The organism is Nannocystis pusilla (assembly GCF_020073745.1).
GTDB lineage: Bacteria > Myxococcota_A > Polyangia > Nannocystales > Nannocystaceae > Nannocystis > Nannocystis radixulma.
In genome coordinates this window covers 61,850-78,420 of sequence record NZ_JAIRAU010000044.1, presented here as the reverse complement: position 1 = coordinate 78,420, position 16,571 = coordinate 61,850, and the positions used below count along the sequence as shown (strand labels likewise).

The 16,571-nt window shown below is 72.4% G+C and carries 14 protein-coding genes; 8 read left to right on the top strand and 6 right to left on the bottom strand.

What is annotated here, in order from left to right:
• Positions 1-4: 4 nt before the first annotated feature.
• On the bottom strand, positions 5-913 hold the full coding sequence (locus K7C98_RS31710; protein ID WP_224195558.1) for a hypothetical protein: 909 nt from the start codon (positions 911-913) through the stop codon (positions 5-7).
• A 174-nt stretch (positions 914-1,087) separates the two neighbouring features.
• Between K7C98_RS31710 and K7C98_RS31705 the strand changes: the two genes are divergently transcribed.
• The 3 genes from K7C98_RS31705 to K7C98_RS31695 are packed head-to-tail and all read left to right on the top strand — an operon-like array spanning position 1,088 to position 3,331.
• Positions 1,088-1,783, top strand: a complete 696-nt coding sequence (locus tag K7C98_RS31705) for a CoA transferase subunit A (RefSeq protein WP_224195557.1) — start codon at positions 1,088-1,090, stop codon at positions 1,781-1,783.
• Between the two features lie 26 nt (positions 1,784-1,809).
• Positions 1,810-2,622, top strand: coding sequence for a hypothetical protein (locus tag K7C98_RS31700; protein WP_224195556.1), 813 nt, complete (start codon positions 1,810-1,812; stop codon positions 2,620-2,622).
• Positions 2,623-2,668: 46 nt separating this feature from the next.
• Entirely contained in the window at positions 2,669-3,331 is a 663-nt protein-coding gene (locus tag K7C98_RS31695) for a CoA transferase subunit B (RefSeq protein ID WP_224195555.1), read from the top strand.
• 23 nt (positions 3,332-3,354) lie between these two features.
• Here K7C98_RS31695 and K7C98_RS31690 read toward each other — a convergent pair whose 3' ends face one another.
• Positions 3,355-4,323, bottom strand: a complete 969-nt coding sequence (locus K7C98_RS31690; protein ID WP_224195554.1) for an NAD(P)-dependent alcohol dehydrogenase — start codon at positions 4,321-4,323, stop codon at positions 3,355-3,357.
• A 67-nt stretch (positions 4,324-4,390) separates the two neighbouring features.
• Between K7C98_RS31690 and K7C98_RS31685 the strand changes: the two genes are divergently transcribed.
• Positions 4,391-5,260, top strand: a complete 870-nt coding sequence (locus K7C98_RS31685) for a LysR family transcriptional regulator (RefSeq protein ID WP_224195553.1) — start codon at positions 4,391-4,393, stop codon at positions 5,258-5,260.
• An 18-nt stretch (positions 5,261-5,278) separates the two neighbouring features.
• On the opposite strand, the gene K7C98_RS31680 is transcribed toward K7C98_RS31685, so the two are convergent.
• Together K7C98_RS31680 and K7C98_RS31675 are read right to left on the bottom strand one after the other, a co-directional pair.
• Positions 5,279-5,695: a VOC family protein gene (locus K7C98_RS31680; RefSeq protein ID WP_224195552.1), complete on the bottom strand. Its 417-nt coding sequence runs from the start codon at positions 5,693-5,695 to the stop codon at positions 5,279-5,281.
• 76 nt (positions 5,696-5,771) lie between these two features.
• Positions 5,772-6,755: a sigma-70 family RNA polymerase sigma factor gene (locus K7C98_RS31675; protein ID WP_224195551.1), complete on the bottom strand. Its 984-nt coding sequence runs from the start codon at positions 6,753-6,755 to the stop codon at positions 5,772-5,774.
• 138 nt (positions 6,756-6,893) lie between these two features.
• On the opposite strand from K7C98_RS31675, the gene K7C98_RS31670 reads away from it, so the two are divergent.
• Positions 6,894-7,871: a hypothetical protein gene (locus K7C98_RS31670; RefSeq protein ID WP_224195550.1), complete on the top strand. Its 978-nt coding sequence runs from the start codon at positions 6,894-6,896 to the stop codon at positions 7,869-7,871.
• Positions 7,872-7,894: 23 nt separating this feature from the next.
• On the opposite strand, the gene K7C98_RS31665 is transcribed toward K7C98_RS31670, so the two are convergent.
• Complete coding sequence (locus K7C98_RS31665; protein WP_224195549.1) at positions 7,895-9,139, bottom strand: M48 family metallopeptidase; 1,245 nt, start codon at positions 9,137-9,139, stop codon at positions 7,895-7,897.
• A 99-nt stretch (positions 9,140-9,238) separates the two neighbouring features.
• Complete coding sequence (locus K7C98_RS31660; RefSeq protein WP_224195548.1) at positions 9,239-9,679, bottom strand: tellurite resistance TerB family protein; 441 nt, start codon at positions 9,677-9,679, stop codon at positions 9,239-9,241.
• 790 nt (positions 9,680-10,469) lie between these two features.
• Here K7C98_RS31660 and K7C98_RS31655 point away from each other — a divergent pair.
• Genes K7C98_RS31655 through K7C98_RS31645 form a run of 3 tightly spaced genes read left to right on the top strand, consistent with a single transcriptional unit; the run spans position 10,470 to position 16,538 of the window.
• Complete coding sequence (locus K7C98_RS31655) at positions 10,470-13,586, top strand: DUF2309 domain-containing protein (RefSeq protein WP_224195547.1); 3,117 nt, start codon at positions 10,470-10,472, stop codon at positions 13,584-13,586.
• Positions 13,576-14,997: a proton-conducting transporter membrane subunit gene (locus K7C98_RS31650; RefSeq protein WP_224195546.1), complete on the top strand. Its 1,422-nt coding sequence runs from the start codon at positions 13,576-13,578 to the stop codon at positions 14,995-14,997. The genes K7C98_RS31655 and K7C98_RS31650 overlap by 11 nt, the downstream gene beginning before the upstream one ends.
• Positions 14,994-16,538 (top strand): proton-conducting transporter membrane subunit, encoded by a 1,545-nt coding sequence (locus tag K7C98_RS31645; protein ID WP_224195545.1) that lies wholly within the window; start codon positions 14,994-14,996, stop codon positions 16,536-16,538. The genes K7C98_RS31650 and K7C98_RS31645 overlap by 4 nt, the downstream gene beginning before the upstream one ends.
• Positions 16,539-16,571 lie beyond the last annotated feature (33 nt).

Below are 16,571 nucleotides of genomic sequence, written 5' to 3'. Positions count from 1 at the left end.
TTGCTCAGCAGAACGGGCACTGACACACGATGCCGGGCGTCATGTCGTTGCACACGGTGTGGGGCGGCATGGCGTCGCAGATCTCCTGGCCGCACTCGCAGTCGATGTCGGCCATGTCGCCGCACTCGACCGGCTTCGGCTCGCACACGTTGTAGGCGCCCTTCTGGCCCTTGAGCACGCACACCAGCGGGTCGTGGGGGTCGGTGGTACAGGCCGCGCAGTCGGGGGCCCAGTCGCAGGCCTCGACGGGGGTGCACTGGCCGGACCAACATTCGCCGGCGACGCTCGGCAGCTGTCCCAGAGGACAGTCTGGCGGCGGCACGTCGCAGGTCACCCCGACCGGGTTGCAGCTCACCTTCTCGAACGTGCAGCGGCCGAACCGGCACACCGCCTTCGCCGGGGCGCCGATGTCGAGCACCGCGCAGGCCTCGACGAAGCACTCGGGGACGTTGCACGCGGGCGGCTGCTCGCCGACGGCCAGCACGTCGCAGGTGCAGCAGTCGGTGAAGATCTGGCAGTCGCTGTCCTGCTCGCAGGTCGCGCCGACCGGCTCGCCGGTGGTCTCGCCGCTCGTCGTCTCGTCGGTCGTGCCGGCGGTCGTCTCGCCGGTGACCGCGCTGGTCGTCTCGCTGGTCTCGGTCGTCGACGCCGACACGCCGGTGGTCTCGGTCGTCGGGCCCGTGCTCGTCGTCGTCTCGGCGGTCGTCGTCGTCGGGCCCGTCGTCGTCGTCGACGTCGGGCTGTCGGTGGACGCGGTGGTGGTCGTCGTGGGCTCGGCCGTCGTCTCGGTGGCCGTGCTCGGCCCGCTCGAGTCGGTGGTCGCGGTCGTCGTCGACGTCGAGTCGCCGCAGGCCGGGAGCGAGAGCAGGAAGATCGCCGCAAGGGCGCTGGAGAACCGTGTATTGGAAGCCATGCCCCTGCTCTACCACAGCCCGTCCGGGCGACCAGGCGACCGCAGCCGGCGGTCCGCGGGTCGCGCGGCCGGCTCGGCGCCGCCGGCGACGGCGGGCTCGGCTGCGCGGCCTCACACGCCCGCACGCCGGCGCGCTTGCCTCGCGGCCCCGCGCGGCCCGACAATCGCAGCGCCATGGACAAGACCTATCCCAGCGCCGACGCGGCCGTCGCCGACCTGCGTGACGGCATCACCCTCATGAGCGGCGGCTTCGGCCTGTGCGGCAACCCGGAGAACTTGATCCAGGCCATCCACCGCAAGGGCATCCGCGACATCGACCTCATCAGCAACAACTGCGGCGTCGACGGCGTCGGCCTCGGCATCCTGCTCGACGCCGGCCAGGTCCGCAGCATCACCGCCTCGTACGTCGGCGAGAACAAGACCTTCGAGAAGCTCTACCTCTCGGGCAAGCTCAAGGTCACGCTCGTGCCCCAGGGCACCCTGGCCGAACGGATCCGCGCCGGAGGGGCCGGCATCGGCGGGTTCTACACGCCGACCGGCTACGGCACCCCGATCGCCGAGGGCAAGGAGGTGCGCGAGATCGACGGCCGCTGGTACGTGCTCGAGGCGCCGCTCAGGGCCGACTTCGCCATCGTCAAGGCGTGGAAGGGCGACACCCACGGCAACCTCGTGTTCCGCCGCACCGCCAACAACTTCAACCAGGCGATGGCCACCGCCGCGAAGGTCACGATCGCCGAGGTCGAGGAGCTCGTGCCGGCCGGCGCGCTCGACCCGGACCACGTGCACACGCCCGGGATCTACGTCCAGCGCATCATCCAGGGCGAGCGCTACGCCAAGCCGATCGAGTTCCGGACCACCCGGAGCGCCTGACCTTTCCATCAGGTCCCGAGAGACAGATGCACGGCGGCCACCAGCGCATCGACGTCGAGTGGCTCGCGCTCGCCGCGGGCCTCAAACCGGCGATCCGGATCGCCGCCAGCGCCCTCGAGGCCAGCGCGATCGCGGGGCGGTTCCAGGCCATGGGCGCCGCCGTGGTCACCGCGCGCGGCCCGGTCGGCGTCCACCGCCACGAGCACACCCTCGTCTACGTCGCCCGTGGCGCCGCCGACGCCGCGGCCGTCCGCGCCGCCGAGCGCCCGCTGCTCGGCACCCACCTGCCCGCGCGCGACAAGGCCTACTACGCCGGCGAGCTCGGGCGCCGCCTCGGCTATCCCCGCTGCTGCGTCGACGCCTTCACCGCGCGGATCCTCCGCGGCCCCGGCAAGCTGCGCGCCGGCGACCGCGACAGCGTCCACGAGGACTACGCCGCCGCCCACGACGCCCTCGTCGCCCGCCCCGACTGGCGCCTCAACAACCTGCTGCTGCGCCAGCACCTGCGCCTCGTCACCTTCGAGCCGTGCCGCTACGACTGCGCCCTCGCCCTCGCCCTCGCCAGCGAGGTGCTGCGCCTGTGCGCGGCCAGCGACGCCGCCTCGACACATGTCCTCGAGGACAGGCTCAAGCGCCCGCTGGTGCTCGCCGCCACCGGCGCCCGCGCATGGGTCCGGCTCGACGACACCGCGAAGATCGCCGCCGCCGAGGCGCCGCGGGCCGCCGAGGCCAACGCGCGCCCCGACCCCGCCGACGAGGCCCTGAGCGCGCGTCTGCTGCGCGCCCCGCTGCGCGAGCTCGGCGACCCGCCGCCGCTGCTCCTCGACTTCTCCCCGTGACACCAGGCCCGCTGTTACTCTCCAGCCCACCCCCGGAAACACCGCCATGCCCCTGACCCGCGAGCAGATCGTCCAGCGCGTCGCCCGAGAGCTGCGCGACGGTTACTACGTCAACCTCGGCATCGGCATGCCGACCCTCGTCGCCAACTACATCCCGGCCGGCATGGACGTCGTGCTCCACAGCGAGAACGGCCTGCTCGGCATGGGTCCGTTCCCGCGCGAGGACGAGGTCGACCCCGACCTCATCAACGCCGGCAAGCAGACCATCACCTTCCAGCCCGGCGCCTCGTTCTTCGGCAGCCACGACAGCTTCGCCATGATCCGCGGCGGTCACATCGACCTGTGCGTGCTCGGGGCCATGGAGGTCAGCGAGCGCGGCGACCTCGCCAACTGGATGATCCCCGGCAAGAAGGTCAAGGGCATGGGCGGCGCGATGGACCTCGTCGCCGGGGCCCGTCGCGTCATCGTCTGCATGGAGCACAACAACAAGGACGGCGAGCCCAAGCTCGTCAAGACCTGCGCCCTCCCGCTCACCGGCAAGGGCGTCGTCCACGAGGTCGTCACCGACCTCGGCTACTTCCGCACCGGCCCCAGGGGCCTCTTCCTCGTCGAGATCGCCCCCGGCCACACCCTCGACGAGGTCCGCGCCCGCACCGGCTGCGAGGTCCACGTCGAGGGCGAGCTCGCCACCATCGCCGCCGCGAACTGAACGGCCGCGACGCGCGGCGCGCCTCAGCTCACCCGCACGACCACCGCGCCGCGCTTGTGGCCCGCGTCCACGAGCGCGTGCGCGTCGCGGATCTGCTCGAGCGAGAACGTGCGCTCGATGACGGGCCGCAGCGCGCCCGACTCCGCCAGCGCGGCGAGGGTGCGCACGTCCTCGCCGTGCACCGCGGCGGGGCCGGCGATGACCCTGCGCCGCGTCGTCGCGTTGATCCACAGCGCGGACAGCATCTCGGGCAGGCCCGCGACCACCAGCAGGAGCCGCCCGCGCTCGCTCAGGACGCGCTCGCAGCGGGCGTAGGGAGCGTTGCCGACGGCGTCGAGGATCACGTCGTAGCGCTCGCTCGCCGCGGCGAAGTCCCGCTCGCGGTAGTCGATGACCTCGTCCGCCCCGAGCGAGCGGACGAGCTCGAGGTTGCCGCCGCTGCACACCCCGGTGACGTGCGCGCCGCGGTGCTTCGCCAGCTGGACCGCCGCGGTGCCGACCGCACCCGACGCGCCGTTGACGAGCACGCGCTCGCCGCGGGCCAGCTTCGCGCGGCGCAAGAAGTCGAGCGCCGTCGTCCCGCCGAACGTGAGCGCGGCCGCCTGTTCGTGCGACAGCGACCGAGGCTTGTGCGCCACGGCGCCCTTCGTCGAGATGGCGCAGAGCTCGGCGTGTCCGCCCATCTTGCCGTTCAGCGCGAAGACCTCGTCGCCGGGCGCGAAGCCCTGCACCTTCGCGCCGACCGCCTCGATCGTGCCCGCGACGTCGACGCCGAGGATCGGTCGCCGCGGCCTCGACCACCCGAACACCAGCCGCGAGATCCACCCGAACCCGCGCGGCACACGCATCGCCCGCACTCTCGCGTCGCCCACCGACACCGTCGACGCCCGCACGCGCACGAGCACCTCGTCGTCGCCGCACGCGGGCGCGGACACCTCGCGCAATTCGAGGACGCTCGGCGCACCGAAGCTGGTCTGGATCGCTGCTCTCATCGCCCGGCAGCGTGGCCGTCCCGGGCGCCGCGGTCGACGATTGATGGCGAACACCCCGTGTGCAACCATGCACAGCGTGGACTGGGACGACCTCCGCTACGTGCTGGCGCTCGCGCGCGACCGGACGCTGAGCCGCGCCGCCGAGCGGCTGCACGCCACCCACTCGACGGTGGGGAGGAGGCTGCGTGCGATCGAGCAATCGCTGGGCGTGCGCCTGTTCGACGCGACCCCCGAGGGGTTCGTCCCGACGACCGCGGGGCGCGAGACGATCGCGGTCGCCGAGCGCGTCGAGGCCGAGATGCTCGCGCTCGAAGCGAAGGTCCTCGGGCGCGACACGCAGCTCGAGGGGCCCTTGCGCGTGGCGACGATGGACATGCTGTTCCAGCGCTATCACGCGGTGTTCGCCGAGTTCATCGCGCTGTATCCGCGCGTGGCGCTCACGGTGCTCACCGGCGACGACGAGCTGTCGCTCACCCGGCGCGAGGCCGACGTGGCGTTCAGGATGACGAACAGCCCGCCCGAGTACGCGGTCGGACGCAAGGTGGGGCGCGTCGACTTCGCGGTGTACGCCAGCCGGTCGCTGGTCGAGCGGGTGGGCGCGGGGGCGGGGCTCGCGGCGTTTCCGTGGATCCACTGGGACGAGCGACTCAACATGCGGTGGCTCGACGAGTGGCTCGCCGTCCACGCGCCGGGCGCTCGCGTCGCGCTGCGCGTCGGCGCGAACACCCGCGCCGTGCACGACGCCGTCGCCGCCGGCATCGGCGCGCACTTCCTCGCCTGCTTCGACGGCGACGCCGACGAGTCCCTCGTGCGCATCAGCGCGGTCGACCCCAAATTCAGCCGCGATCTATGGCTGCTCACCCTGAACGAGATGCGCAGCAACAGCCGCGTGCGCGCGTTCATCGATCACGTCGACGCGCACACGCGATCACGCTGACGGCGCGCGAACGGGGCCTCACGACTGGACCTGGCTCGGCTCCATGAAGAGCACCTCCCAGTGGTGCCCGTCGAGGTCGTAGAACGCGCGGTAGTACATGAACCCGTGGTCCTTGGCCTCGCCGGCCTCGCGACCCCCGCCGGCGATCACGGTCTCGAGGATCTGGTCGACCTCGGCGCGGCTAGCGGTCGACAGGGCGAACAGCGCCTCCTGGTGGCTGCTGGTGTCGCAGATCTGCTTGGTCGTGAAGTCCTTGAAGCGGTCGTCGACCAGCAGCATGAAGAACGCCTCGTCGCTGACGATCATGCAGGTCGCCTTGTCGTCGGTGAACTGCGGGTTGAACGTGAAGCCGAGCTTCGTGAAGAACTCGACCGAGCGCTTGAGGTCGCGGACGGGGATGTTGACGAACAGCTTGCGGGTCTTGGCGGCGGTCATGGTGCTTCCTCCTTGAAGGTTCTGCTCTACAGACCGGAGAGCCCGCTTCGGCTCATCGGTCCCTCGCAAAAATTTTTTACGCCGGCTCGAGCGTCAGCGGCAGGCCGAAGCGCGGGAACAACGCGGCGGTGTCGAGGAAAGAATTGAGGCCCGTCACGACCTCCCCGGCCGTCTCGAGCACGATCAGCGCCCACGCGTGGTGGCCGCCGGCGGGTCGGTCGGGCCCGTTCGGCCGGTACTGCCCGAACGCCAGCGAGCCCGAGGCCGCGGTCGCGACCAGCCGCGAGCCCCGGCACGGCGCGCCCGGACCCGTCAGCCACGCGCGGATCTGCGGATGGCCCTGCAACCACAGCGAGTACGGCGGCATCGACAGCGTCGCGTCCTCGTGCAGCAGGTGCGACAGCGCGTCCATGTCGTAGCGCTCGAACGCGTCGACGAACCGCTCGAGCAATTGCGACTGCGTCGGCGACAGCGGCGCGGGCGTCAGCGTCGCCTTGCGCGCCGCCATGGTCGCGCGGGCCCGCTGCAACGCGCTGTTGACCGCCGCCACCGACGTCTCGAGGCTGTCGGCCACCTCGACGGCGGGCCAGCCGAGCACCTCGGTCAGCAGCAGCACCGCGCGCTGCTTCGGCGGCAGGTGCTGCAGCGCCGCCACGAAGGCCAGGCGGATGCTCTCGCGCAGCGACGCCCGCTCGTAGGGGTCGGCGTCGGCCGGCAGCGCGTGCGCGTCGGGGATCGGTTCGACCCACCGCTCGCCGGGCAGCGAGAGCAGCACGTCGTCGATCGTGCCGACCGGTCCGAGCTCCATCGGCCGCGCGCGCCGCGAGCGACGCGTCAGCGCGTCGAGGCACACCCGCGTGGCGATCCGGTACAGCCACGTGCGCAGCGACGAGCGGCCTTCGAAGCGGTCGAGGCTGCGCCAGGCCCGGACCAGCGTCTCCTGCACGGCGTCGTCGGCCTCGGCAGCCGAGCCGAGCATGCGGTAACAGTGACCCGTGAGCGCCGCCCGGTGCTGCTCGAGGTCGTGGGCCGTCGCGTGGGGGCTGGCGGCATCGTTCATCGACGCACGGTGTACCAGGCCCGCGGTCCGCGGCAAAGCGCCGTGAAGCCGGACGACCCATCGCGCCGGCGGGACGCGCCGGCGGGCCCGGCCTTGCCCGCTGCTGACCGCGTCGACCTCGCCCGCTACAGTGATCGCATGCGCCCGCTTGGCTTACTGCTGTGTCTCACCGCGTGCACCCTCGACAACCCCGCCTTCTTCGTCACCGAGGGCGGCGCCACGCAGGGCCAGACCACCGGTCCGTCGACCGACCCGACGCGCCCGACCACCGGCCCGGTCGCGCCGACCACCAGCACCGGCGAGCCGGGCACCACCGCCTCGACCGGCGATCCGACCGGCACCAGCGACGTCGTCACCACCTCGCCGGTCAGCGACACCGAATTCACCACCGGCGAGCCCGGCACCTCGACCACCACCGACGGCACCACCGAGCCCCAGCCGATGACGACGACCACCACCACCGACCCGAACACCAGCGACACCGGGCCGATGATGTGCGTCGCCTTCGCCGACCCGCTCGGCCCGATGGTCCAGCTGCAGCTCCCCGACGGCCAGGGGCTCGCCACCGACGAGTGCATCGGCTGGGCGATGCAGGAGTGGGCCGGCGAGCTCGTCGTCACCGACAACGGCTTCACCGTCCTCTCGCAGCAGAACTGCGGCGCCGCGCTGCCGGTGGCGGGGTTCCACTTCGCGGTCGAGATGCCGGACCTGCCGCCGCACAACAACGTGTGCGTCAAGCTCCGCTTCGGCGTCCACGCCGACCACGAGAAGTGCGTCGTCTCCCACGCCGTCGTGACGTTCGCCGGCAAGCCGATCGTCTGGGGCAGCTTCGGTCGCCCCGCGTTCGCCGGCGTACCGCTCCAGGTCGGCAGCAAGCCGACGACCGACTGCGGCTGCCCCGACTGCTGCGCCCCCGCGCCGGGCCCCGAGCTCTACTCCTTCGAGCTGGCGATGGGGTCGGTCCCCGAGGGCGGCATGCTGATGTTCAAGCAGGACGGCAAGGAGCACATGTTCTACAACCTGCGCTCGCACATCCACTCGCCCCAGTGTCAGGACCCGAGCCTGGCGCACGCCGACTGGCTGCACTTCGACTGGATGGCGGTCCAGAAGCCGTGAGCCGCGGCGCCGCGATCGCGGCGCTAATCGATCGGGTGCATCGCCCCGCGGATCGTCTGGTGCACGACCTGCGCGCCGACCTCGAGCCGGCGGGCGATGTCCTCCATCACGTGCAGCTCGTCCTCGCTGACCGAGCCGTCGGCCGCGGCGACGATCGTCAGGTGCTGGACCAGCTGGGCGCGGTTGCGCAGCGGCACCTCGAGCGCCGCCGCGATCCGGCCGTCGAGGTCGCCGAGCAGCTTGGGCACGTCGACGGGCGCGTCGGCGTGGTCCGAGCCGAGCAGTCGCCCGAGCGCCTCGAGCTCGGACGGCTCGATCCCGCCGGAGGCGGCGGCCACCGCCAGGCCCGCGGTGTAGAGCAGCCGCCGCAGCGTGTCCGACGTCTGGTTCTTCTCCTCGAGGTACGACGGCTCCATCAGCTGCAGGTCGCGCTCGATCACCTGCTCGACGTCCTCCAGCGCCCACGCGCTGTCGGTCGAGCGCCCGAGCGCCTCGAGGTACGGCTCCGAGCGGCTGAACGCCCACACCGCGCGCACGCGCACCGGGTTGTACGGGTGCGTGCTGAAGCAGTCGAGCGTGTCCTCGTCGTACTCCTTCTCGCGCGCCTCCGGGGCCGAGGCCAGGCTCTCGACCTGGCGGGCGAAGGTCGCCAGGTCCGGCCGCACCCGCTCGCTGGCCATGCCGCTGGCGAGCTTGAAGAACCCGCTCGCGGCCGCCTCCGGGTCGCCCGCGCACAGCAGGCCGATGCGGTCGGCCGACAGCTCGGCGCTGCGGCACCACGCGTACAGCCGCAGCGACGTCGGCCGCGACACGAACGGGATCCCCAGCTCCTCGATGGTCGCCGTGATCGGCATCGGCAGGCCGTAGTGGTCGAACACCGCGTGCCCGAGCTCGTGGCCGATCACGAAGCGCAGCTCCGCCGGCGTGAACGCCTCGAGCAGGCGGCTCGACAGCGTCAAGATCGTCGGGCCCTTGACCTCGCGGTAGCACGTCGCGTTGAACTGGTGCTCCGGCGTCACGTACACCTCGACCGGCGAGTCGTAGCCGAGCATCTCCTTGCACTGCGCCACCGTGTCGGCGATCTCCGGCGACATCGAGCGCGTCAGCCGCAGCGTCGAGCTCAACAAGTTGCGCCGGTAGCCGTAGCCCTTGCCGCCGCGCCACTCGCGGAGCTTGGCCAGCGCCTTCCTCACCCCGAAGTCCTGCATCACCTCGTCGCGCAGCTGCTGCTCGCGCCGGACCTGGAACTGCCGCGGATCAATGCGCATCACGTCACCTCTCGCTCGCACCGCACTCGAAGCTCACAAACGGCGCGCGCCGCCCCGGACCGCCGCGCGGTCCCGGTCGGCGCGCCCGCTCACCCGCACTCACGCGCGGGCATACTTCAGCGTCAACACCTCGAGGATCTTGGTCGCCAGCGCGTCCTCGACGTTGAGCACGCGCTGCATCGCCTCGAGCATCGCGTCCTCGGCCTCGTCGACGTCGCCGCTCGACATCGCGATGTCGGCCGCCAGCAGGTACGCCTTGTTCTTGACCAGCTGCGACGACAGGTCGCCGAGCGCCTTGACCGAGTCCTTCAGCGACGGGAAGCGCTTCAGGATCTTGACCGCCTCCTGGTACACGTCGCCGAACTCCTTGCCCTCGAACTCGGGCAGCTGGGCGAAGTAGCCCTCGACGGTCGGCAGCTCCTGCTCGTCGAAGCTCCCGTCGGCGCCGCACATCAGCAGCATCCCGTGGAGCAAGAGGGCGTCGTCGGTGGGCTTCTTCTGCGGCGTCACTTTGCCGGTCAGTCTGGACAGCAGACCCATGAGGTAGTCACTCCTTGATCCCGCAGCCGCGGGCGCAGCGAATATCGGCGAGGCGACCGCCGCGTACAAGGGTCAAACGCCGCGTCCTCACCGCCCCGGGCCTGCCTCGCGAACATCGTTCATCCGCCGCGACTCGCGGGCCCCGGCGCCGCGCGGGACGACACGGCAGGTCGGCCGCCATCGGCGACCGCAACGGGAGATCCATCGATCGCGCATTCGGCGCTCCCGCTCGGGAACGGGCGAGGCGGATCTCCGACGGCAGCGACTCGCGTGACGGCGCGTCACACTCGTCACCTCCTCGCATGTGCGACGCGACCTCGCCGCGCCCTCACTCGCGAGTCGCGAGCGTCACGTCGACGCACGCGACCTCGCCGCGCCTCGACGCCCCGCGCGATGTGGGTGCGCCTGCAGACGGGGCCGGGCCGACGAGCTCGCGCGCGGCGGCGGCCGTCGTCGCGCGTCGACGGGGTCGGGCGAATTCATCGGCGTTCATGGCGCCGCCGGTCGCGGGGTGCCGCCGCGAAGGTGTCGCGCTCATCGTGAAAGTGCCACCGCGACGACGATCGATCGGGCCGCGGGTGGCCCTGCGAGCGGCGCCACGGGCATAGGCGGCGGATGAAGCACTGCTCATGGGACGGTGAACTTTTGCTCATGCGCTCGAGTCGGGCCGTTTTCGTGTGCACGCTGGAGACCTCGCGCGAGCGATCGCAGCTCGCGGGATTGGCCGGAGACTGGCGTTGCAATCATCACGACTCGTCGCGCGCCTCTCCGCCGGAGGAGGCCGCCGACAATGATCACACCAGACGTCGCGCCCGCGCGTGGCCCCCGTGACCGCCTGCGTCAGGCGCTCGAGCACGCGGCGCAATGGCTGCCGATCCAGGCGCCGCTCGAGGTGTTCGTCCACAACAACCTGCTCGCCGCGTTCCAGCACCTGCCGTTTCACCAGGCCATGCTGGCCGCGCGGCGCAAGCTCGGCGTGCGCGGCTACTTCCCCGAGGAGCGCTACCGGCAAGAGCACGCGAGCGGGCGGATCGGCGAGGCCGACCTCGACGCCGTATTCGCCGACGAGCCGCTGTCGGACTCGCCGCTCGCGCCTCACTTCCCGGGCGAGCGGGCCGCCGCGCGCATCATCACGCGCCACAGCATCGGCACCGAGACGCCCGCCGACCTCCACTGGAAGATCGTCGAGGACCAGGCCACCACCTACTTCGCCGCCGACGTCGGCGACGACGCCCGCAACGCGATCCTCGCCGCCACCGCCGACTGGTTGCAGCCGCAGCTCGTGCACCTGCAGGGCGCCGAGGATGCGGTCGCGCGTGCGATCGTCGGCCGCCCCGCGTTCCGCACGCCGGTCGGCGAGCTGACCGCGCTGCTCGGCGACCGCCTGCACGCCGCGGCCTTCGCCGAGCGGCGCGAGCCGGTGGCCGTGCGCGCGCTGTGGACCGCCTGCGTCGAGGCCTGCGCCCACTACACGGGGATGCCGGTGCTCGGCGCGCGCAAGCTGTGGACCCACCGCGAGCTGCTGCGCGCCTGCAGCGACGTCGACGCCAACGACCTGGTGCACCCGGTGCTGATCCCGCTGTGCGCGGCGTTCCTCGACCGCGGCCAGTCGCAGTGGGCGATGCCCGACCGGGCCGACGGCTTCTTCCTCGCCTGGCTGCGGGTCAAGCAGGCCGGCCTGTCGATCCGCCCCGGCTGGATGCTCGGCGCCGACAGGCGCATGCGCGACTGGCTGACCCGCGGCGTGACGGCCGAGGACGCCGCGCTCGAGGTGCTCGCCGAGCTCGGCGTCGGCCCCGACGAGGTCGAGACCTACGTCGAGCGCACGCTGCTGCAGCTGCCCGGGTGGTCCGGCATGTTCCACCGCCTCGAGCGCGCCCCGGGCCCGATCGGCCGCTCGCGCGCGAAGATCGAGCTGCTCGACTTCCTGGCCGTGCGCCTCACCTACGATCTGTACGCCTTCCGCGACATCGCCCGCCAGCTCGGCCACCACGGCCCCGCCTCGGCGATCCGCAGCGCCTGCGCCCGCCTGCCGCAGATCGCCCCGCCCGCGGTCCGCGGCCCGCACGACACCGCCTGGCCGCTGTTCCTGCTGGCGCAGCACGCCGGCGTCGGCGCGCCGACGATCCACGCCGCCAGCCGCGGCGACATCGACACCGTGATCGCCTTCCTCGACCGCCACGACGACATGACGCGCATGCGCCTGTGGCACGAGGCCTACGAGCGCCACTACCGGGTCGAGCTGCTCGACGCGATCGCGGCCAACGTCCGCGTCGCCAGCCTGCCGCCGGTCGCCCCGCGGTTTCAGGTGATGCTGTGCCTCGACGACCGCTTCGAGTCGTCGCGCCGCTACCTCGAGGAGATCTCGCCGGAGGTCGAGACCTACGGCGGCCCGGGCTTCTTCGGCGTCGCGTTCGCCTACCAGGGCATCGACGACCCGCGCACGTTCCCGCTGTGCCCCGTGATCGTCACGCCGCAGCACCGCATCGACGAGGTCGTGCTGACGCAGCAGTTCGACCTCGCCGAGCTGCGCAAGCAGCGGCGGCAGCAGCTCGCCCGCGCCAGCGCGCTGTTCGGCCGGGCCTCGCGCTCGCTGTGGCTGGGCCTCCTCGTCAGCATCGTCACGGGCATGGTCGCGGTGGTGCCGCTGCTGCTGTCGATCTTCGCCCCGCGGACCGCCGGGCGGCTGCGCCAGGCCATCCGCCGCAAGCTCGTCCCCGAGCCGAGGACCCGCCTCACGCCGGCGCGGATCGGCCTCACCAGGGCGCCCGACGACGACCTGCTGCCCGGCTTCTCCGTCGACGAGATGGCGGCCCGCGTCGCCGCGCTGCTCGAGAACCTCGGCATGACCAGGCGCTTCGGCAGGCTGATCGTCGCCCTCGGGCACGACACCTCCTCGGTCAACAACCCGCTGCTGGCCGCCTACTCGTGCGCCGCGTGCGGCGGCCGCAGCGGCGGGCCCAACGCGCGCTACCTGGCCCACATCGGCAACCGCCCCGACGTGCGCCAGAAGCTGGCCGAGCGCGGCATCGTCATCCCGCCCGACTCGGTGTTCGTGGCCGGCGTCTACGACACCTGCGCCGAGGCGATCACGTGGATCGACGAGGACCTGCTGCCGGCCTCGGCCCGCGGCGAGCTCGCCGACCTCGAGCCGATCCTCGCCGAGATGTGCCGCCGCAACGCGGTCGAGCGCAGCCGCCGGTTCGACTCGGCGCCGAAGCAGCGCGCCGCCGACACCGCGCTCAAGCACGTCGAGGGCCGCGCCGTCGACTTCAGCGAGCCGCGCGCGGAGCTCGGCCACGCCACCTGCGCCTGCAGCATCATCGGCCGGCGCGAGCTGAGCTACGGCCTGTTCCTCGACCGCCGCTGCCTCCTGGTCTCCTACGACCCGACCCAGGACCCCGACCACAAGATCTTGGAGCGCACCCTCGCCGCCACCTCGCCGGTCGGCGCCGGCATCGCCCTCGATTACTACTGCTCGAGCGTCGACCCCGAGAAGCTCGGCTCCGGCACCAAGCTGCCGCACAACGTCACCGCCCTCGCCGGCGTGATGAACGGCTCGTCGAGCGACCTCCGCACCGGCCTGCCGACCCAGGCGACCGAGATGCACGAGCCGATGCGCCTCGAGGTAATCGTCGAGGCCGCGCCCGAGGTGCTGCAGGACATCCTGACCCGCCAGGCCGGGGTCGCCGAGCTGGTGCTGAACGAGTGGGTGCGGGTCACGGCGATCCACCCCGAGACGCGCGAGATGTGGACCTTCGACGCCCGCTTCGGCTTCCGCAAATACACGCCGACCCCGGTCGAGCTGCCGCTGGTCCCGCGCTCCGAGGACTGGTGCGCCGGCCGCCGCGACTGCCTCAAGCCGGCCCGGATCGTCACGCCCAACGAGGTGAAGCATGCTTCCTGACCTCCTGTCCGCCGGCTTCGCCCTCGCGCCGGTGTGGCCGGCGCTGGCGGCGGTCGTCATCGCCTTTTTGCTGCTGCCGGGCCGCCCTTCCGAGCGCGTCGTCGCCCGCGTCACCGCCGTCGCGGTGTGGCTGAGCCTCGCCAGCGCCGCCTGCGGGGTCCTGCTGTGCCTGTCCCATGGGCCAGTCGACTACCGCCTCGGCAACTGGTACGAGGCCGCCGAGTACAGCTTCCCGCTGGTCATGCTGTTCGACGGCCTGACGGCGGCGATGTCGGCGTTCGTCGCGGTGATCGTGCTGACGACGGTGAAGTTCTCGGTGACCTACCTGCACCGCGAGCCGGGCTTCGTCCGCTTCTTCGTGCTGACCCTGTTCTTCGCCGCCGGCATGCAGCTCTTGGTTCTGGCCGGCAGCGCCGAATTGCTGTTCATCGGCTGGGAGTTCGTCGGTATCAGCTCGGTGCTGCTGGTCGCCTTCTTCCACGAGCGGGCCATGCCGGTGCAGGCGGCCCTGCGCGTGCTCGTCACGTATCGCGTGTGCGACATCGGCCTGCTCCTCGGCGCCGTCGGCCTGCACCACTGGCTCGGCACCACCGTGTGGGCCGACGTGTTCGCCGGCCTGCCGCAGCACGCCGGCGAGACCGCCGGCCTGGCCGTCGGCCTCGCGCTGGTGTTCGCGGCCATGGGCAAGTCGGCGCAGTTCCCGGTCGGCGGCTGGCTGCCGCGGGCGATGGAGGGCCCGACCGCCTCGAGCGCGGTCTTCTACGGCAGCCTCTCGGTCCACGCCGGCGTCTACCTGCTGCTGCGCGCCGCCCCGCTCCTCGAGCAGTCGCTCGTCATCCGCGCCGTCCTCGTGGTCGTCGGCCTCGTCACCGCGGTGATCGCCGCGCTCAGCAGCCAGGTCAGCGCCGACGCCAAGTCGGCCGTCGCCCACGCCACCGCCAGCCAGGTCGGCCTGATGTTCGTCGAGTGCGGCCTCGGCCTCTACACGCTCGCGCTCGTCCACCTGATCACCCACGCCACCCTGCGCTACTACCAGTTCCTCCGCACCCTCTCCGCCGTGCAGGACGCGATGTGGCAGCAGGCCGCGCTCGGCCGCACCGACTCCGACGAGGCCGCCGCGCGCTGGGAGGAGGTCGCGCCCGGGCCCCGGCGCGCGCTCTACCGCCTCGCGCTCGAGCGCTTCGCCGTCGAGCCCGCGCTCGACCGCTGGCTCACCCGCCCGATCATGAACCTCTCGCGCGCGCTCGACCGCCTCGAGGGCGGCCTTTTGGCCCTCCACGCCCGCACGCCGGAGGCCGGCACCGGCGCCCCGCTGCCGCTGATGGCCCCCGACCTCAGCCCCGACGCCCCCGCGCCGGTCCTGTCCCCCGCTCTGCGCCCCGACGCCGGCGCGCCCGAGGCCCGCGTATGACCTTCGACCTGCTCGCCCTGGCGATCCCGGTGCTGTGGATCGTCCCGCTCGTCGGCGCCTTCGTGGTCCAGTTCCTGATCCGCGAGCCGACGCGCCAGCGCGACGTCGCCATCGGCGTCGCCTGGGTCGTGTTCTTCATCGCGTCCGGCGTGTTCCTGGCGATCGGCTGGGACTCGCACTTCGTCCGCGACGACCTCGAGGCGCCGCTGTTCATGTCGCTGCGCTTCCACATGGCGGTCGACGGCCTCAACGCCATGCTGCTGCCGATGACCGCCGCGATCGCGCTCGCCTCGCTGCTGTCGACCCCGCGCTCCGACCTGCGCGGCAACACGGCCGCGCGGATCCTCGCCGTCCTCGGCACCTTGCTCGGCTGCTTCCTCGCGCTCGACGCCGCCACCCTCGCGCTGTTCTGGATCGGCTCGATGCTGCCGCTGTGGCAGGACACGCGGCGCAGCAATTCGCGGCCGCTGCACCTCGTCATGACCCTCGCCATCGCCGCCACCGCGCTCGCGCTGGTCGCCGCGCTCGTGCTCCTGGCCCAGGCCGGCGCCGCCGCCGGGATGGCCGCGCCGTTCGACCTGCTGGCGCTGGCGCGCGCCGGCACCCCGCTGCCGCCGGTGATCGGCTGGCTGTTCCTGTTCGCCGCGCTCTTGCGCATGGGCATCTTCCCGCTGCACCTGTGGCTGACCGCCGCCGGCTGGCGCGCCCCCGGCTACTCGGCGATGCCGGCGCTGTTCACCTCGCTGGGCTCGTTCGGCCTGGCGCGCGTGGTGATGCCGCTGTTCCCCCGCCTGTGCGAGCAGGTCTCGGGCCCGCTCGTGATGATCGGCGCCGTCACGGCCCTCTACGGCGCCCTGCTCGCCGTCGGCCAGTACGACCTGCGGCGCGTGATCGCCTACTTCTGGGTCAGCCAGATGGGTCTCGTGCTCACCGGCCTGGCCACCCTCAACGCCCCCGGCGTGTCCGGCGCGCTGCTGCAGGCGATGTCGTCGGTGGTCGAGGTCTGCGGCCTGATGCTCATCGCCCTCGAGGTCGAGGCGCGCGCCGGCACCACCGACATGCGCCTGCTCGGCGGCCTGGTCCGCCGCGCCCCGCGGCTCACCACCGGCTTCCTCCTGCTGTCGGCCAGCGCCGTCGGCTTCCCCGGCACGATCTCCTTCGTCGCCGAGGACCTGGCGATCCAGGGCCTCCTCCACGAGCACCAGCTGGCCGCCGCGCTCCTCCTCGTCGTCACCGCGATCAACGGCGTGACCCTGTTCAAGGCCTTCAAACAGACCTTCCTCGGCCCCGGCTCGCAGCACGCCAAGGCCCTGCGCTCGTTCGCCGACCTGCGCGGCTGGGAGTACCGCGCCTCGGTGGCGTTGATGGCGGCCCTGCTGATCGGCGGCCTCGTGCCCCAGCCGCTGCTCGCGGTGCGGGCCGGCGCCGTCGAAGCGCTGCAGAAGCTCGAGCCCGCCGCCGCCGCCGCCGAGCACCACCCCGCCGCCGTCATCGCCGACGAGCACGAGGACGCCCCGGACGACGACGACGACGACGATTGAGCGGGGTTTCCTCAGCGGCGCGTCGAGGCGCGG